Source organism: Mycolicibacterium hippocampi (assembly GCF_010723735.1).
GTDB classification, from domain to species: domain Bacteria; phylum Actinomycetota; class Actinomycetes; order Mycobacteriales; family Mycobacteriaceae; genus Mycobacterium; species Mycobacterium hippocampi.
On the sequence record NZ_BLLB01000002.1, the window covers coordinates 1,846,803 to 1,861,969 of the forward strand.

Sequence of the window (15,167 nt, forward strand, 5' to 3'; positions counted from 1 at the left end):
GCGTGCGTTCTCGGGGCTACACCTCGGCCGGTGTCCAGGGCTTGAGCCAGTCGGTCTCCGGCCACCCCTCGACAGCACCGAGGAGCTCGTAGAGCGTCGCGCCGTCGATGCTCTCGCGGACGATGTCGCCGTGGCCTGCGTGCCGGGCCAGCTCCTCGATCATGTGGAAGATCACCCAGCGCACCGACCAGGCCGGCACGTCCTTGGGGAACCACGGCACGTCCTGCGGGATCGGCACCGCCGCACCGAGGTCCGCGGTCTCGATCAACCGGATGGTCTCGGCGTTCTGCTTGTCGAACTCCTCGAGGATGCCGGCCAGCGTCTCGTCTTCGCGCATCACGAACTCATCCCCGTAGTCGGCGGCCTGCTCGGCCATCGGCCGCTGGTCGCTCGCGGCGAGTTGCGGGGCCGCGGCAACCCGCTCCATCCACCCGCGCTGGCAGTTCGTGACGTGTTTGATCAGCCCGCCGATGGACAGCGCGCTGACCGAGGGAGCGGACCGGGCCTGCTCGTCGGTCAGCCCGAAGGCGATCGCACGGAATGCGTGCTGCTGCGCGGCGACGTATTCCTTCAGTCCGGCGCGCTCGTCGGCGATGGGAGGGGGCATGGCGGCCATCGGTCAGTTCTCCTTGTCGTGGGTGTGGGTGTAGAGATCACGAAGCAGCGAGATCTCGGCTCCGTGGTGGATCACCTCGCGGTTGATGTGCAGCACGAGCGTGGTCATCGGTTCGTCGGCGTACGGCCCCTCGGCCGGTCCGCACGGCGTGGCGAGAGCGGCGTCATCGAGGCCGCGCACGCCCGTCATCCAGCGCGCGTACTCCTCGTCCCACTGCCCCAGTGCGGTCGCGGCATCGGTGGCGTACCGCCACGATGAGTAGTCGGCGGGCGGCCCGCCGAAATGTGAATGGCTGCGCATGGCGAACACACCCACGATGACATGTGCCATGCGCCAGGCGATCGTCGTGAACGGTTCAGGGTTCGGCGGCGGGAAGCTGAAGTCGATACCGCCGTCACGATGAACGGTCCACCCCGGCACGGGCTGCCAGAAGTATTCGTCGTCGGTCAGGCCGTCGAGGCGGGGCCGCAACTGGTGGGTCCAGTGGAAATCCAACTGGTCGGCCAACTGCACGGCCAGCGTTGTCGAAGTCATGGCCTCAGCCTCGCACTGGTGTAGGACAGGATCGGTCCTAAGACGTCCGTGCCGGTTGGAACGCGGCCGGATGGGTAAGGCGCAGGTATGACCCGATCGCGATCACCGAGTCCGCTGCCCGGGCTGCTCCTCGGCCTGGGGTTTGGCGGCTTCGTCGACGGCATCGTCCTGCACGAAATCCTGCAGTGGCACCACATGATCAGCGGCTCCGAGCCGACAGACACCGTGGCCGGCCTCGAACTCAATGTGGTGGCCGACGGGTTTTTCCACGTCGGCACCTGGCTGCTCGTGATGGCCGGCTCGATCCTGACCGTGACCGAATGGCGCCGGGGGCGGCTGGCGCCGAACTGGTCGTTCCAAGTCGGTCTGCTGCTGGCCGGTTGGGGCGCATTCAACCTGGTCGAAGGACTGATCAACCATCAGCTGCTCGGCATCCACCACGTCCGCGACGACCTCGGTGCACCCCTGTCGTGGGATATCGGCTTCCTGGTGTCCGGGGTCGTCCTGCTCGGTGGTGGCTGGCTGCTGCACCGACGCGGCGCCCGGTCGCTGCAGGACCAGGCGGCTTAGCGGACCGAAACTGTCCGCTGCTTCTGGCAGGCTGACGCTGTGTCGTCGACGTCCACCACCACCGGGCGGGTGTTGCAGCTGCTCGGCCTGTTGCAATCCCGCCGAGTGTGGAGCGGCGACGAACTGGCGGAGCGGCTGAAGGTGACGACGCGCAGCGTGCGACGGGACGTCGACCGGCTGCGGGAACTCGGCTACCCCGTGCACGCCAGCACCGGCCACGGTGGCGGTTACCAACTCGGGGCCGGCGCCGCCCTGCCGCCACTGCTGCTCGACCCCGATGAAGCGGTCGCGATGGCCGTGTGTCTGCGGGTCGCCGCCGGCGGCAGCGTCGCCGGCATCGGGGAGTCGGCGCTGCGCGCACTGAGCAAGCTCGACCAGGTGATGCCGGCGCGGATGCGATCCCAGGTGTCGGCCGTGCACGACGCGACGGTCACGCTGGGTGCGGCCACCGACACCCCCGTCGACCCCGACGTGCTGATGACGCTCGCCCGCGCCAGCCGGGACCACGAACACGTCACCGCCGGGTACGTCGACATCCGCGGCACCGCCACCCAGCGGCGGCTGGAGCCCTACCAGCTGGTGACGACCGGCCGGCGCTGGTATCTGCTGTGCTTCGACCGCGACCGCGCCGACTGGCGGAGCCTGCGCTTGGACCGGATGGCCGACGTGCGGGCCCAGGGCAGCACCTTCGTTCCCCGGGACGCCCCGGACGCGGCGTCCTACGTAGGCCGCGCGATCTCGTCGGCGCCGTACCCGTATATCGCCCGGGTGCGCTATCTGGCACCTCAACACGTTGTCGCCCAGACATTTTCGGCGGCATCGGTGGAAATCGAGGCCGACGGCCCCGACGCCTGTATCGTCACGACCGGAGCCGACGACCCCGAACGCATGGTGCCGTGGCTGGCCCTACCGGGTTGCGACTTCGAGGTGCTGGGGCCGCCGGAGGTCGTCGCGGCGGTCCGCGTGGTCGCCGAACGGATCGCGCGCGCCGTCCGGTAGCCGCCGGAGGCACGCGTACGCGAACCCGCGTACGCGCGGATTCGAGAGATCGGGGATACCCATCGAGGTGCTCGCGGCGGAGTCGACGGAGCTGTTCACCGGGACGCCCGACCAACCGCTGCAGCTCGTTCGGGTGACCCACCGCGGTCTCCCGACCCCGGCGCCGGTGCGTGTCGAAGGACCCGGGCTGGAAACCGTCGGTCACGCGGTGGCCGAACCCGGCGGGCCGGCGGTCGAGGTCGCGGTGCGCGTCATCGACCCCGTGGTCGGCGAGCGGCGGCGAGCCCGTGCCGGTGCCGGCGCCGTCGACTTCGACTTTGACTTCGTCGTCGCCGAGCCCGGCTGGACGATGTTCATGGTCAGCCACTTCCATTACGACCCGGTGTGGTGGAACACCCAGGCGGCGTACACCAGCGTGTGGACCGAGGAACCCCCGAGCCGCTGCCGGCAGACCAACGGCTTCGAACTGGTCAGCGCACACCTCGAGATGGCCCGGCGGGAGCCGGAGTACAAGTTCGTGCTCGCCGAGGTCGACTACCTCAAACCGTTCTGGGACACCCACCCCGAGGACCGCGCGGACCTGCGCAGGCTGATCGCCGACGGCCGCGTCGAGATCATGGGTGGAACCTACAACGAGCCCAACACCAACCTCACCAGTCCCGAGACCGCCATCCGGAACTTTGTGCACGGCATCGGTTTTCAGCGTGACGTGATGGGTGCCGATCCGGCGACCGCGTGGCAGCTCGACGTGTTCGGCCACGACCCGCAGTTTCCGGGCATGGCCGCCGACGCGGGCCTGACGTCGAGTTCGTGGGCCCGCGGTCCGTATCACCAGTGGGGTCCGATGGCGGCCGAGAACGGACGCGACGGTGACCCGCAGCGCATGCAGTTCGCCAGCGAATTCGAATGGATGGCACCGTCGGGGCGCGGTCTGCTCACCCATTACATGCCGGCGCACTACGCCGCGGGATGGTGGATGGACTCGGCTGCCTCGCTGCAGGAAGCCGAAGCCGCCACCTACGACCTGTTCACCAAGATGAAGAAGGTCGCGCTGACCCGCAATGTGTTGCTACCCGTCGGCACCGACTACACCCCACCCAACAAGTGGGTCACCGACATCCACCGCGACTGGAACTCCCGCTACACCTGGCCGCGGTTCGTGTGCGCGCTGCCGCGCGAGTTCTTCGCCGCGGTGCGAGACGAGCTGGCGGCGCGTGGAGCGACCCCGTCACCGCAGACCCGGGACATGAACCCGATCTACACCGGCAAAGACGTGTCTTACATCGACACCAAGCAGGCCAACCGCGCCGCCGAGAACGCCGTGCTGGCCGCCGAGCGTTTCGCGGTGTTCGCCGGGTTGCTCAGTGGCGCCACTTATCCCGAGGCCGCCTTGGCCAAGGCGTGGGTGCAACTGGCCTACGGCGCCCACCACGACGCCATCACCGGCTCGGAATCCGACCAGGTCTATCTCGACCTGCTCACCGGGTGGCGCGATGCGTGGCAGCTGGGTGGTGCGGCCAGGGACCGGGCGCTCACGTTGCTGTCCACCGCCGTCGACGGGTCGGTGGTGGTGTGGAACCCGCTGGGGCACAGTCGCACCGATGTCGTCACCCTGCATCTCGACGAGCCCTTCGCCGGTCGTGTCGTCGATGACGTCGGCAACGAGGTGCCGGTGCTGGCCGAGCACGGCGGGCATTCGCTGACCTGGCTGGCCCGCGACGTCCCGTCGCTGGGCTGGCGCTCCTACCGAATGCTGCCCGGTGGGCCCGCCGCTGAGTGGGAACCGTTGGAAGGCAACGCGATAGCCAACGGTCACCACCGCCTTCGGGTCGACGGGAACCGCGGCGGGGCGGTGAGCTCGCTGGTCGCGGCGGGCCGGGAACTGATCGCCGACGGCCGGTTCGGCAACGAACTCGCCGTCTACGACGAATACCCGGCACACCCGACCGCCGGGGAGGGGCCATGGCATCTGCTGCCCAAGGGCCCGGTCACCACATCGACCCAGGCTCCGGCGCATTCGGTGTGGGGGTTCCGTAGCCCACTGGGCGAGCGACTGGTCGTCACCGGCGAGATCCCCGGGCTGTTGCGCTACACCCAGACCCTGACCCTGTGGCATGGCGTGGATCGGCTCGACTGCCGCACCACGGTCGACGACTTCAGCGGTGCGGACCGCCTGCTGCGGCTGCGGTGGCCGTGCCCGATCCCGGGGGCCATGCCGGTCAGCGAGGTCGGAAACGCGGTGATCGGCCGTGGTTTCGGCCTGCTGCACGAACCGGGTTCGACGGACGCGGTGGACACCGCGGTCTTTCCCCACACCCTGGACAACCCGGCGTACGGCTGGTTCGGCCTGTCGTCCACGGTGCGGGTGCGTTTCCGTGGCAACGACGTGCGTGCCATCTCGGTCGCCGAGGTGGTCACCCCGGCACACCCCGACGAGGCGACCGACGCCGCGGTCCGTCACCTGATGACGGCGCTGGCCCGTGCGGGCGTCACCGCGACATGCACTGCCGCCGGGGCGCCCCGCTACGGCGACCTCTCCGTCGACTCGAATCTGCCCGACGTCCGGATCGCGATCGGCGGACCCAGCGACAATGACTTCACCGCAACGGTTCTCGGTGTCGCCGCCGGCCCGTCACCGGTGTGGATACCGGCGGCTGAACCGCTGCAAGACGTCTGGGTCCCCGGCGCCGACCTGAGGGCACCCGACGCGTTGCCCGTCCTGGTGGTCGGGGCGACCGGGGATGCCGTCGCCGCGGTGAACGCGCTGATCGAGGATCTCGGTGATGCCGAGATCGTCGTCGACCAGGATGTGCGGGACGGTCCGGGATTCGAATCGCACACCGTCGCGGTGCTCAACCGCGGGGTGCCCGGCTTCGCCGTCGAAACCGACGGAACCCTGCACGCGTCGCTGTTGCGTTCTTGCACCGGGTGGCCGTCGGGCACCTGGATCGATCCGCCGCGACGCACCGCGCCCGACGGATCGACGTTCCAGCAGCAGCACTGGACACACACTTTCGACTACGCCGTCGTCTCCGGTGCCGGCGACTGGCGTGACATCGACATGCCCTCGCGCAGCGCTGAATTCAACCAACCACTGCAGGCCGTGATGGCTCACCACGACCCGACGTTCGGCGGTCTGCCCGCATGGGGATCGCTGCTGGAGATCGAGCCACCACGCGCCGTGGGCATCGGTGCGCTCAAAGCCCTGGGCAACCCGACAGCCGCAGGCAGTGCGCACCACGTCGACCCGGCACAGGGCATCGTGGTGCGCCTCGTCGAGACGATGGGCCGAAGCGTCGAGGTCACCGTGCAGTCGGGGTTGCGCAACATCGCTTCTCCGCAGCGACTCGATCTGATCGAACAGCCCCGCGGTGACGACTCCGACGAGGTCAGGCTAGACGGCTACGAGATCGTCACGCTGCGAACACAACTCAACCTTCCGCGGGTGCTCAGTGCCGACCAGGTGAACCTCGCTCCCGACGCCGAGCCGGCCCAGCCGCTCTATGCCCGGTACTGGCTGCACAACCGGGGGCCCGCCCCCCTCGGCGGGCTGCCGGCAGTCGCACATCTGCATCCGCACCGGCGCGACATCGAATCCGGCGGGGCGATCGCGCTGCGGCTCACCGCGGCCAGCGACGCGACCGACACCGCCCTGCACGGCAGGGTCCGCCTGGTGCCCCCGCCCGGGTGGGCGGTCGGGATGGCCGAGCTGCCCTTCGTACTGCCGGCCGGCGGATACCTGGAGTCGGCGGTCGACGTGGCCGTGCCCGACGGTGCGGTACCCGGGCTGTATCCGGTGCGCGCCGAGTTGGCCGCGACCGGGGCAGCCATCCCCGCGTCGTGGCATCAGACCGTCGAGGACGTCTGCGTGCTGTCGCTGGGAGACCACGGCGACGAGCTGCTGCGCCTGGTCGCCGAACCCCGCGGTGTCGACGTCGCGGCCGGCGGCACCGCCGAGTTGCGTGTCACCGTCGGCACCGACGCGTACGCCGATCTTGCGGTCGAGGCACACCTGATATCGCCATGGGGGACCTGGGAGTGGCTGAACCCCAACATCACCGGGGACGTGCTGCCCGCGCGGGGCACCGTCGAGCTGGTGTTCGACGTCGCGCCGCCGGCGTGGACGGCACCGGGCCGGTGGTGGGCGCTGATCCGGGTCGCCTGTGCTGGGGAACTGGTGTACACGCCTGCGGTACCGGTGGTGGTGAGGTGAGGAGCGTCGGCGTCGCCGCCACGGTGGGGGCCGAGGTCGTGACCGTCGCCGACGTCGACGCCAGGGAACGGGCGCTGCGCACCGGTGGCGGGGCGCAAGCGCTGCCGAGGCCGGGGACGGCTGAGGCGCGGCAGTTGCGTCGCTGGATCACCCAGGTCCTCGTCGCCGAGCAGGTGGTGGCGGCCGAAGCCGGCGCACTCGGCGCACCGACTGGGCCGACGCCGACCGAGCGCGACGTGTTGCCCGACGAGGTGGCCCGGCTGGAGATCGGCAGCGTCGCGGCGGCCACGCTCTCCGGACCCCTGGGGCGCGCAGTCTTCGCCCGCGTCACCGCCGAGGTCCGCGTCGACGAGGGACAGGTGCGGGACTACCACCGGCGCAACCCCGCCCGCTTCGCGGCGGATCCGGCGGCAGGTGGCGGGTGGCGCGGCGCGCCCGTCTCCGCCGATCTCGCCGACGTACGACCCGTCATCGCCGCCCACCTGTTGGCGGTGGCGCGACGCCGGGAGTACCGCCGGTGGTTGGACGCACGATGCGCCGACGTCGCGGTGCTCGCGCCGGGGTACGAGCACCCTGGCGACCCCCGCCAGCCCGACAACACCCACCAGCACTGATGACCGATCACATCCTGGCACTCGACGTGGGCGGCTCCAAGATCGCCGCAGGGTTGGTGGACCCCGACGGGACGCTGGTCCACAGCGGGCAGCGGCCCACGCCCAGCGGTGGGGCCGAGGAGATCTGGTCGGTCACCGAGTCGCTGATCACCGAGATGCAGGCCGACGCCGACGGTTCGGTGACGGCCGTCGGGGTCGCCTCGGCAGGCCCGGTCGACGCTCCGGGCGGCACGGTCAGCCCGATCAACATCACCGCGTGGCGGCGGTTCCCGGTCGTCGAACGCGTCGCGGAGCTCACCGGCCTACCGGTGCGTCTCGCCGGCGACGGGCTGTGCATGGCGTTGGGGGAGTCCTGGTGCGGGGCCGGGCGCGGCGCGGCCTTCATGCTCGGGATGGTGGTGTCGACCGGCATCGGAGGCGGGTTGGTGCTGCGCGGCGCACCGTATCTCGGGCGGACCGGCAACGCCGGACACGTCGGGCATGTGGTCGTCGAACCCGACGGTGCGCCTTGTACATGTGGTGGCCGTGGCTGCGTGGAAACGGTCGCGTCGGGTCCGCATCTGGCGTCATGGGCACGTGCACACGGTTGGCAGGCACCCGCTGACGCCGACGCGAAAGAGCTGGCCGCGGCTGCCGGCAACGGAGACCCCGTCGGCATACAGGCGTTCCGGCGCGGAGCGCGGGCCGTGGCGGTGACGATCGCTTCGGTGGCCGCGGTCTGCGACCTGGACCTTGTGGTCGTCGGCGGCGGCGTCGCCAAGGCGGGCCCGCTGTTGTTCGACCCGCTGCGGGAAGCCTTGACGACCTATGCGGGCTTGGACTTCATCCGTGACCTGCAGGTGCTGCCCGCCGCACTCGGCGGGGACGCCGGCCTGGTCGGCGCGGCGGCATTGATGCGCGAGGCTGTCCGTTAGTGCGCATTCGGCGGCCGCGAGCGCGCGCGAAATGCCAGCTATTGCGGCGAGTCGGCGTGCAGACCCGCGCGCTCGCCGGGCAACGGTAGCCGCGTTTTGGCTGATGGGGTGCGGGCGCGGTAGTCTGGGCCGGTTCCACCGAAGACCGTCGGTCACCGATGAGCGCTTGCGCGAATCGGTTGAAGGTCCCGGATCACCGGGCGGCCCACGTAGGAGGACGAGGTTAGCCTGTGCGCGCCCCGACCTGTCTGCGTCGGGGCGTTCGTCTTTTCCGGCCCTGCCCCCGGCGGTTGCACACACCAACGAGGAGGCATGCATGGCCAAAGATGACAAGGCCGCCGCGGTTGCCGACATCGTCGAACGGTTCAACTCGTCGACGGCAACGGTCGTCACCGAGTACCGAGGACTCTCGGTGACCAACCTGGCCGAGCTTCGGCGGTCGCTGGGCGACACCGCCAGCTACCGCGTCGCCAAGAACACGCTGGTCAAGCGTGCCGCGGCAGAGGCGGGCATCGAGGGTCTCGACGAGATGTTCGTCGGGCCGACCGCGATCGCGTTCGTCAAGGGCGAGGCCGTCGACGCCGCCAAGGCGATCAAGACCTTCGCCAAGGAGAACAAGGCGCTGGTCATCAAGGGCGGCTACATGGACGGCCGTGCGCTGTCCGTGGACGAGGTCAACCGCATTGCGGACCTCGAGTCGCGCGAGGTGCTGCTGGCCAAGATGGCCGGCGCGATGAAGGCGAATCTGTCCAAGGCCGCCGGCCTGTTCAACGCTCCGGCGTCGCAGGTGGCCCGGTTGGCAGCCGCGCTGCAGGAGAAGAAGGCCGGCGACGACCCGGACACCGCGTAACACCCCACAACCACCAGCCAAGAAGTAAACACGGAAGGACCACATCATGGCCAAGCTGTCCACTGACGATCTGCTCGACGCGTTCAAGGAACTGACGCTGCTGGAGCTCTCGGAGTTCATCAAGAAGTTCGAGGAGACCTTCGACGTCACCGCCGCTGCGCCGGTCGCCGTCGCCGGGCCCGCCGCTGCGGCCGCGCCCGCCGAGGCCGCCGAGGAGCAGTCCGAATTCGACGTCATCCTCGAGGGTGCCGGCGACAAGAAGATCGGCGTCATCAAGGTCGTCCGCGAGATCGTTTCCGGTCTGGGCCTCAAGGAGGCCAAGGATCTGGTCGACGGCGCCCCCAAGCCGCTGCTCGAGAAGGTTTCCAAGGAAGCCGCCGACGAGGCCAAGGGCAAGCTCGAGGCCGCCGGCGCTTCGGTCACCGTCAAGTAGTCGCGTCCGCTGTAGGGCTGGTCTGGCAAACAGACCGGCCCTACAGTCGTTTCGGGCTCTTGTTCACCGACCGAGTGTTGTCGCGTGGGGCCGTAGGTTACAGTGACTCAAGCCACAGGCGGGGAACATGTGGCGTGGCGTCGAGCATTGGCGAGAGGAATTCGCGTGGGTATTGGTATTCAGGTTGAGGGACTGACGAAGTCCTTCGGTCCCCAGCGAATCTGGGAGGACGTGACGTTCGACCTCCCCGCGGGTGAGGTCAGCGTTCTGCTGGGCCCCTCCGGTACCGGCAAGTCGGTGTTCCTCAAGTCGCTGATCGGCCTGCTGCGCCCAGAGCGCGGCAAGATCATCGTCGACGGCACCAACATCATCGAGTGCTCCGCCAAGGAGCTCTACGAGATCCGCACGCTGTTCGGCGTGATGTTCCAGGACGGCGCCCTGTTCGGCTCGATGAGCCTCTACGACAACACGGCCTTCCCGTTGCGTGAGCACACCAAGAAGAAGGAAAGCGAAATCCGTCAGATCGTGATGGAGAAGCTGGACCTGGTGGGCCTCGGCGGTGACGAGACCAAGTTCCCCGGTGAGATCTCCGGTGGTATGCGCAAGCGCGCCGGTCTGGCCCGCTCCCTGGTGCTCGACCCGCAGATCATCCTCTGCGACGAGCCGGACTCGGGTCTGGACCCGGTCCGTACGGCCTACCTGTCGCAGCTCTTGATCGACATCAACGCCCAGATCGACTGCACGATCCTGATCGTCACGCACAACATCAACATCGCCCGCACCGTCCCCGACAACATGGGCATGCTGTTCCGCAAGAAGCTGGTGATGTTCGGCCCCCGCGAGGTGCTGCTGACCAGTGACGAGCCCGTCGTCAAGCAGTTCCTCAACGGTCGCCGCCTCGGCCCGATCGGTATGTCGGAGGAGAAGGACGAAGGCACGATGGCCGAAGAGCAGGCCATGGCCGACGCCGGACACCATGACGGTGGTGTCGAGGAGATCGAGGGTGTGCCGCCGCAGATCCAGGCGACCCCGGGGATGCCGGAGCGTCAGGCCGTCGGTCGCCGTCAGGCCCGGGTGCGCGAGATCATGCACACGTTGCCGCCCGCTGCGCAGGAAGCCATCCGCGACGACCTCGAGGGCACCCACAAGTACGCCGCGCACGAATTCGGGGGCGAGCCCGCCGTCCACCATCGCGCCGAAGACGACGCCCCCACCGGTCGTATCCCGGTGGCCGGCGATCGCTGACCGACACACACTCACCGGGTAAGCGCCCGTCCGGCATTGCCGGGCGGGCGCGCACCCGTTTCTGGGCACCCCCTGCCTGAGCCGTCCGCGGGCCCCTGCAGATCCAGCAACCGGACAAAAGGCGCGACAGCGGCTGTCGGCCGATCGTGGTGACGCGGCGTCTCCCGTTGCTGATTCCGCAGGTACATGACAGAAAATATCCTGCTTGGCGCGGGTCGGTCGCCGGCAAACTGTCGACCTCTACTCGATACTTGCCGTGCAAGCAGTCTGATCTCTTCTTCTCTACGCGCGTCAATTTTGCAATCGTGAGGTCTTGCAAAGTTGTTGTGCTCGCCTATACAGTTTGCCAGAATCGCATTTTCGCGCAGAAAACCGGCAGTCGAGAGGTTTCCGCGCCGGCACTCCGCGATTTTTCCGAACAGGAGGACCATGGTCGACCGCTATCGGGCTTGGCTGGGGGCAGGCGTACTAGCGGGGGGTGTTTCCGCAGCGATGCTGGCAGGCGCCGGCGTGGCTACCGCGGACGACGGATCGGCATCACGTTCGGATGCCTCGGGGTCCGAGGGTTCCAGCGATTCCACCAAGTCCAAAAAATCCGACGACTCCGACGCGGACAGCAAAAAGCCCACCCGGACGTCTCGCGCCGACTCCGCAACGGACTCGGACACTTCGACCGACGACCGCGACAAGCGCGACACCGATCCCGAGTCGGAAATCGACCCCGGTGAGACCGACCCCGGTGAGACCGACCCCGACGAGACCGATCCCGCCGATGAGACCGGCCAGGACGGCGAGACCGAATCCGATCCTGAATCCGGGGACACCCCGGATGAGACCCCGGAGAACACCCCCGACGTTGCGTCGGGCACGGGCGGGAAGCACCGGGCGCCTGAGGTCGAGCCTGAAACCAAAGCCCAGACCCAGACCGAGGACGTAGTCGACACCGAGACCGAGGATGTAGCCGAGGCCGAGGCCGAGCCCGAGGCCGAGGTTCCGGTTGCGGGGGAGGACATCGTCGCCGACCCGGTCGACGAGCAGGAGCCCGAAGCGCCCGTCGACGATGCCGAAGTGCCGAGTGGGTTCGTGTCGAGCATCGAGGCCGACATCAGCAGCGGCGACGGCGCCGTGGTGATGCGGGCAGCCGCGCAGAGCGCGCCGGGGCTGGATTCCACCCCGTCGGAGTTGCTCACCTTGCTGAACAGCGTGGGCTCGCTCGTGTACAACTTCTACACCAGCGCCATGCAGTTCCTCGCCGGTCCTGCGCGGGCGCCCTTCGGCAGCAGCGTGCGCGTCGAGAGGTCGACGTTGACGATCGGCGACGGCGTCGAAGTCGCCGCGGACTGGTACTTCCCCGACAACGACGAACCGCCCACCGGGCTGATCTACTTCCAGCATGGGTTCCTCGCCACCGCCTCCTTCTACAACGCGACGGCGGCGTACCTGGCGGAGAAGACGAACAGCATCGTCGTCGCACCCACGCTGACGTGGAACATCTTCGACACAGCCAACTACCCGCTGATGCTGCCGGAGACCCACCGCGCGATTGCCGACCTGTTCGCCGGTGACCGGGCAGCGCTCAACACCAGCGCGCAGGCCGCGGGATTCGGCGGGACGCTGCCCACCCGGCTGGTGCTGGCCGGCCATTCGGCAGGCGGTGGACTGGTCACCGGAACCGCCGGTTACATGGCCGAGCTCGGGATCGCCGACGACCTGGCCGGTGTGGTGATGCTGGACGGAGCCGGGCACCTCGACTACATGAGCTCGGATCTGGCCAAGATCCCGCACTCGATTCCGGTCTACAACCTGGCTGCCGAACCCTACAGCTGGAACACCTTCGGAGACGCCAACCTGCGACTCGCGCAGGCACGGCCCGGGATGTTCACCGGCGTCGTCGTCGATGGCGGTAGTCACTCCGATTCGATGCAGAGCAGCAATCCGGTGATCCAGTTTGCTGCCTACCTCGCGACCGGTTTCTCGTCCCCGTTGAACGTCTGGGCCAACGAGGTCCTCGCCTCCGGCTGGATCAACGACATGTTCCACGGCACCCACACCACCGGCCTGTATGGCACCTCAGGTTCCACCGTGAGCATCGCCATCGGTTGGTGGACAGCATCGGCGCAGGTGGTCCCCGCTGAGCACGTCGATCTCAGCTTCGTGGACACGGTGTACGCATGCCTGCTGAACCCGACCACCCAGAACTGCACCTACGTGCCGTTCTGGAAGCCGGCGGACAGCACCGCGACGCGACGTCCGGGGACTTTCGCGGCCTGATCGCCGAAACCCACATCGTAGGCCGGTACACCGCGATACGGTTTGCCAGATTTGAACGGGGGCAACGATGTACGAGCGTGTGTCGATGATGGTGGGCGCCGGTGTCATCACCGCCGGTGTCTCGGCGGCCATGCTGGCCGGGGCCGGAGTGGCGATAGCTGCCACAGAGCCGGGCACCGGTAGCGAGTCGTCGACGTCGGACACCTCGGACCCCGGTGGCGCACGCAGCGAGCCGGACGGCTCCGGTACAGCTCCCAAGTCGCGGGACCGCGGCCAGGACGACGACACCGAGCCTGAGGCTGTGCAGTCGGAGGAGACCGAGGAGACCGAGGAGACCGAGGAGGCCGAGGAGACCGAGGAGGCTGAGGAGACCGAGTCCGAGGTTGAGGAGACCGAGGAGGACACCGAACAGGCTGCCGACGAACCTGAATCCGACGCCGACGAACCCGAGTCCGAGGTCGCCGACGAGCCTGACATCGCAGCCGCGGAGCCCAGCGAAGAAATCGACGAAACGGTGGTCGAACCGGCGGACCTGACGGCTGAGGTCGTCGCCGACGTCGCCGATGCCCCGGCTGACGAGCCCGCAGCTGACGAGCCCGCAGCTGATCAGTCTGCCGACGTGGAGCGCGCCGAAAGCGAGCCGACGCCGGCGACGACCCGGCTTGCGACGGTGGCGACAACGATCGACGAGCCCACGGCTCAGGCATCGGCCCCACGGCAGACCCTGCTCAGCATCGCCGGGACGATCGTCTTCAACCTCTACTCGTTCGCCGTCAGGGTGTTCGGCGGACCACCGCTTCTCCCCTGGGGCAGCACCACCACGGTGCGCACCTCCCGGCTGTCGATCGACTGCGGCGACGGCTACGAGGTGCCCGCCGACTGGTACGTGCCGGAAGGCCCGGCGCCGACCCAACTGATCTATTTGCAGCACGGTTTCCTGGCCGCCGGGCCGTTCTACAGCTACACCGCGACCCGGTTGGCCGAGGCGACCGGGAGCATCGTCGTCGCCACATCGCTGACCTCGAACTTCCTGGCGTGTGACGGATGCTGGGTCGGCGGCTCGCCGATGCACGAGGCGGTGGCGGACCTGTTCGTCGACGGCAACACCGCTCTTGCCGACAGCGCGCTCGCGGCCGGCTACAGCTCGACGCTGCTCGACGGGGTGCACGACGTCGTCCTCATCGGGCACTCCGCCGGAGGTGGGCTGGCCGCGGGAGCCGGGGGCTACATGGCCGGCAACGGCACGATCGACCGGCTTGCCGGCGTGGTCATGCTGGACGGCGTCGGCTTCGGCGACGTGCTGCCCGAGGCCCTCACCGTGCTGCCCGACGACGTGCCGATCTACAACCTCGCCGGCAAGGCCTACTACTGGAACATGAACGGGTCCTCCGGCATCGCGCTCGAGGAGGCCCGCCCCGGCGAGTTCACCGGTGTGCGGCTGGTCGGAGGATTGCACTCCGACACGATGCTGGGTGGAAACCCGCTGATCCAGGCCGGTCTGAACCTGGTCACCGGCTGGTCGAGGGTCGAGAACGTCAAGGCCGCCGAGATCCTCAGCGCGGCCTGGATCAACGACATGTTCGCCGGGGCGCCGACGCCGGGGTCACCGTACTACGGCGCCGCAGGAGAGCTGCTGGAGATCGACACGCCCAGGGGCACCGCCACGGCCTACGTGATGCCCGGTCCGCCGCAGCGGCTGACGCTGATCGACAAGCTGTTCCAGTTCTTCTCGGACCTCGTGTTCGGTCTCGACTTCGCGACCTGCGTCGTGCCGTCGGCAGAAAACTCGCCGCTTTCTGCGCCCAACACGCTTCTATCTCTTGACGACGGGGCGAAACCGGGCCAATCTATTGGCCAGCAATGTATGCAGGGATGAGAGTGACCAGGGACGCCAGCCAGCGCCCCGCC

General features: G+C 68.6%; 12 protein-coding genes. 10 read left to right on the forward strand and 2 right to left on the reverse strand.

The window, feature by feature from the left end; genetic code table 11:
* Positions 1–16 precede the first annotated feature (16 nt).
* A complete protein-coding gene (locus tag G6N53_RS10005; protein ID WP_163888333.1) occupies positions 17–616 on the reverse strand; it encodes a DinB family protein in 600 nt (199 codons plus the stop codon).
* A gap of 3 nt (positions 617–619) precedes the next feature.
* Entirely contained in the window at positions 620–1,150 is a 531-nt protein-coding gene (locus tag G6N53_RS10010; RefSeq protein ID WP_163888334.1) for a DinB family protein, read from the reverse strand.
* A gap of 87 nt (positions 1,151–1,237) precedes the next feature.
* On the opposite strand from G6N53_RS10010, the gene G6N53_RS10015 reads away from it, so the two are divergent.
* The 10 genes from G6N53_RS10015 to G6N53_RS10060 all read left to right on the forward strand — a co-directional run bounded on the left by G6N53_RS10015 (position 1,238) and on the right by G6N53_RS10060 (position 15,135).
* A complete protein-coding gene (locus G6N53_RS10015; RefSeq protein ID WP_163888335.1) occupies positions 1,238–1,720 on the forward strand; it encodes a DUF2243 domain-containing protein in 483 nt (160 codons plus the stop codon).
* 39 nt (positions 1,721–1,759) lie between these two features.
* Entirely contained in the window at positions 1,760–2,719 is a 960-nt protein-coding gene (locus G6N53_RS10020) for a helix-turn-helix transcriptional regulator (RefSeq protein ID WP_163888336.1), read from the forward strand.
* 61 nt (positions 2,720–2,780) lie between these two features.
* The gene (locus tag G6N53_RS10025) at positions 2,781–6,932 is read left to right on the forward strand and encodes a glycoside hydrolase family 38 N-terminal domain-containing protein (RefSeq protein WP_163895702.1); all 4,152 of its coding nucleotides are present in this window, start codon (positions 2,781–2,783) and stop codon (positions 6,930–6,932) included.
* Positions 6,929–7,546, forward strand: a complete 618-nt coding sequence (locus G6N53_RS10030; protein WP_163888337.1) for a DUF7158 domain-containing protein — start codon at positions 6,929–6,931, stop codon at positions 7,544–7,546. The genes G6N53_RS10025 and G6N53_RS10030 overlap by 4 nt, the downstream gene beginning before the upstream one ends.
* On the forward strand, positions 7,546–8,460 hold the full coding sequence (locus tag G6N53_RS10035; RefSeq protein WP_163888338.1) for an ROK family protein: 915 nt from the start codon (positions 7,546–7,548) through the stop codon (positions 8,458–8,460). Before G6N53_RS10030 ends, G6N53_RS10035 begins: the two co-directional genes overlap by 1 nt.
* Before the next feature lie 316 nt (positions 8,461–8,776).
* Positions 8,777–9,310 carry a 50S ribosomal protein L10 gene (gene rplJ / locus G6N53_RS10040; protein WP_163888339.1) on the forward strand — a complete coding sequence of 178 codons (534 nt, stop codon included), beginning with the start codon at positions 8,777–8,779 and terminating at the stop codon, positions 9,308–9,310.
* Positions 9,311–9,356: 46 nt separating this feature from the next.
* A complete protein-coding gene (gene rplL / locus G6N53_RS10045) occupies positions 9,357–9,743 on the forward strand; it encodes a 50S ribosomal protein L7/L12 (protein ID WP_159233634.1) in 387 nt (128 codons plus the stop codon).
* Between the two features lie 165 nt (positions 9,744–9,908).
* Positions 9,909–10,988 carry an ABC transporter ATP-binding protein gene (locus G6N53_RS10050; RefSeq protein ID WP_163888340.1) on the forward strand — a complete coding sequence of 360 codons (1,080 nt, stop codon included), beginning with the start codon at positions 9,909–9,911 and terminating at the stop codon, positions 10,986–10,988.
* A gap of 510 nt (positions 10,989–11,498) precedes the next feature.
* Entirely contained in the window at positions 11,499–13,259 is a 1,761-nt protein-coding gene (locus G6N53_RS10055) for an alpha/beta hydrolase (RefSeq protein ID WP_163888341.1), read from the forward strand.
* Between the two features lie 67 nt (positions 13,260–13,326).
* Positions 13,327–15,135, forward strand: a complete 1,809-nt coding sequence (locus G6N53_RS10060; RefSeq protein WP_163888342.1) for an alpha/beta fold hydrolase — start codon at positions 13,327–13,329, stop codon at positions 15,133–15,135.
* Positions 15,136–15,167 lie beyond the last annotated feature (32 nt).

Coding starts and splice junctions, on each gene's coding strand:
- G6N53_RS10015 (WP_163888335.1), top strand. CDS start 1,238: ATGACCCGATCGCGATCACCGAGTCCGCTGCCCGGGCTGCTCCTCGGC.
- G6N53_RS10060 (WP_163888342.1), top strand. CDS start 13,327: ATGTACGAGCGTGTGTCGATGATGGTGGGCGCCGGTGTCATCACCGCC.
- G6N53_RS10005 (WP_163888333.1), bottom strand. CDS start 616: ATGGCCGCCATGCCCCCTCCCATCGCCGACGAGCGCGCCGGACTGAAG.
- rplJ (WP_163888339.1), top strand. CDS start 8,777: ATGGCCAAAGATGACAAGGCCGCCGCGGTTGCCGACATCGTCGAACGG.
- G6N53_RS10010 (WP_163888334.1), bottom strand. CDS start 1,150: ATGACTTCGACAACGCTGGCCGTGCAGTTGGCCGACCAGTTGGATTTC.
- G6N53_RS10035 (WP_163888338.1), top strand. CDS start 7,546: ATGACCGATCACATCCTGGCACTCGACGTGGGCGGCTCCAAGATCGCC.
- rplL (WP_159233634.1), top strand. CDS start 9,357: ATGGCCAAGCTGTCCACTGACGATCTGCTCGACGCGTTCAAGGAACTG.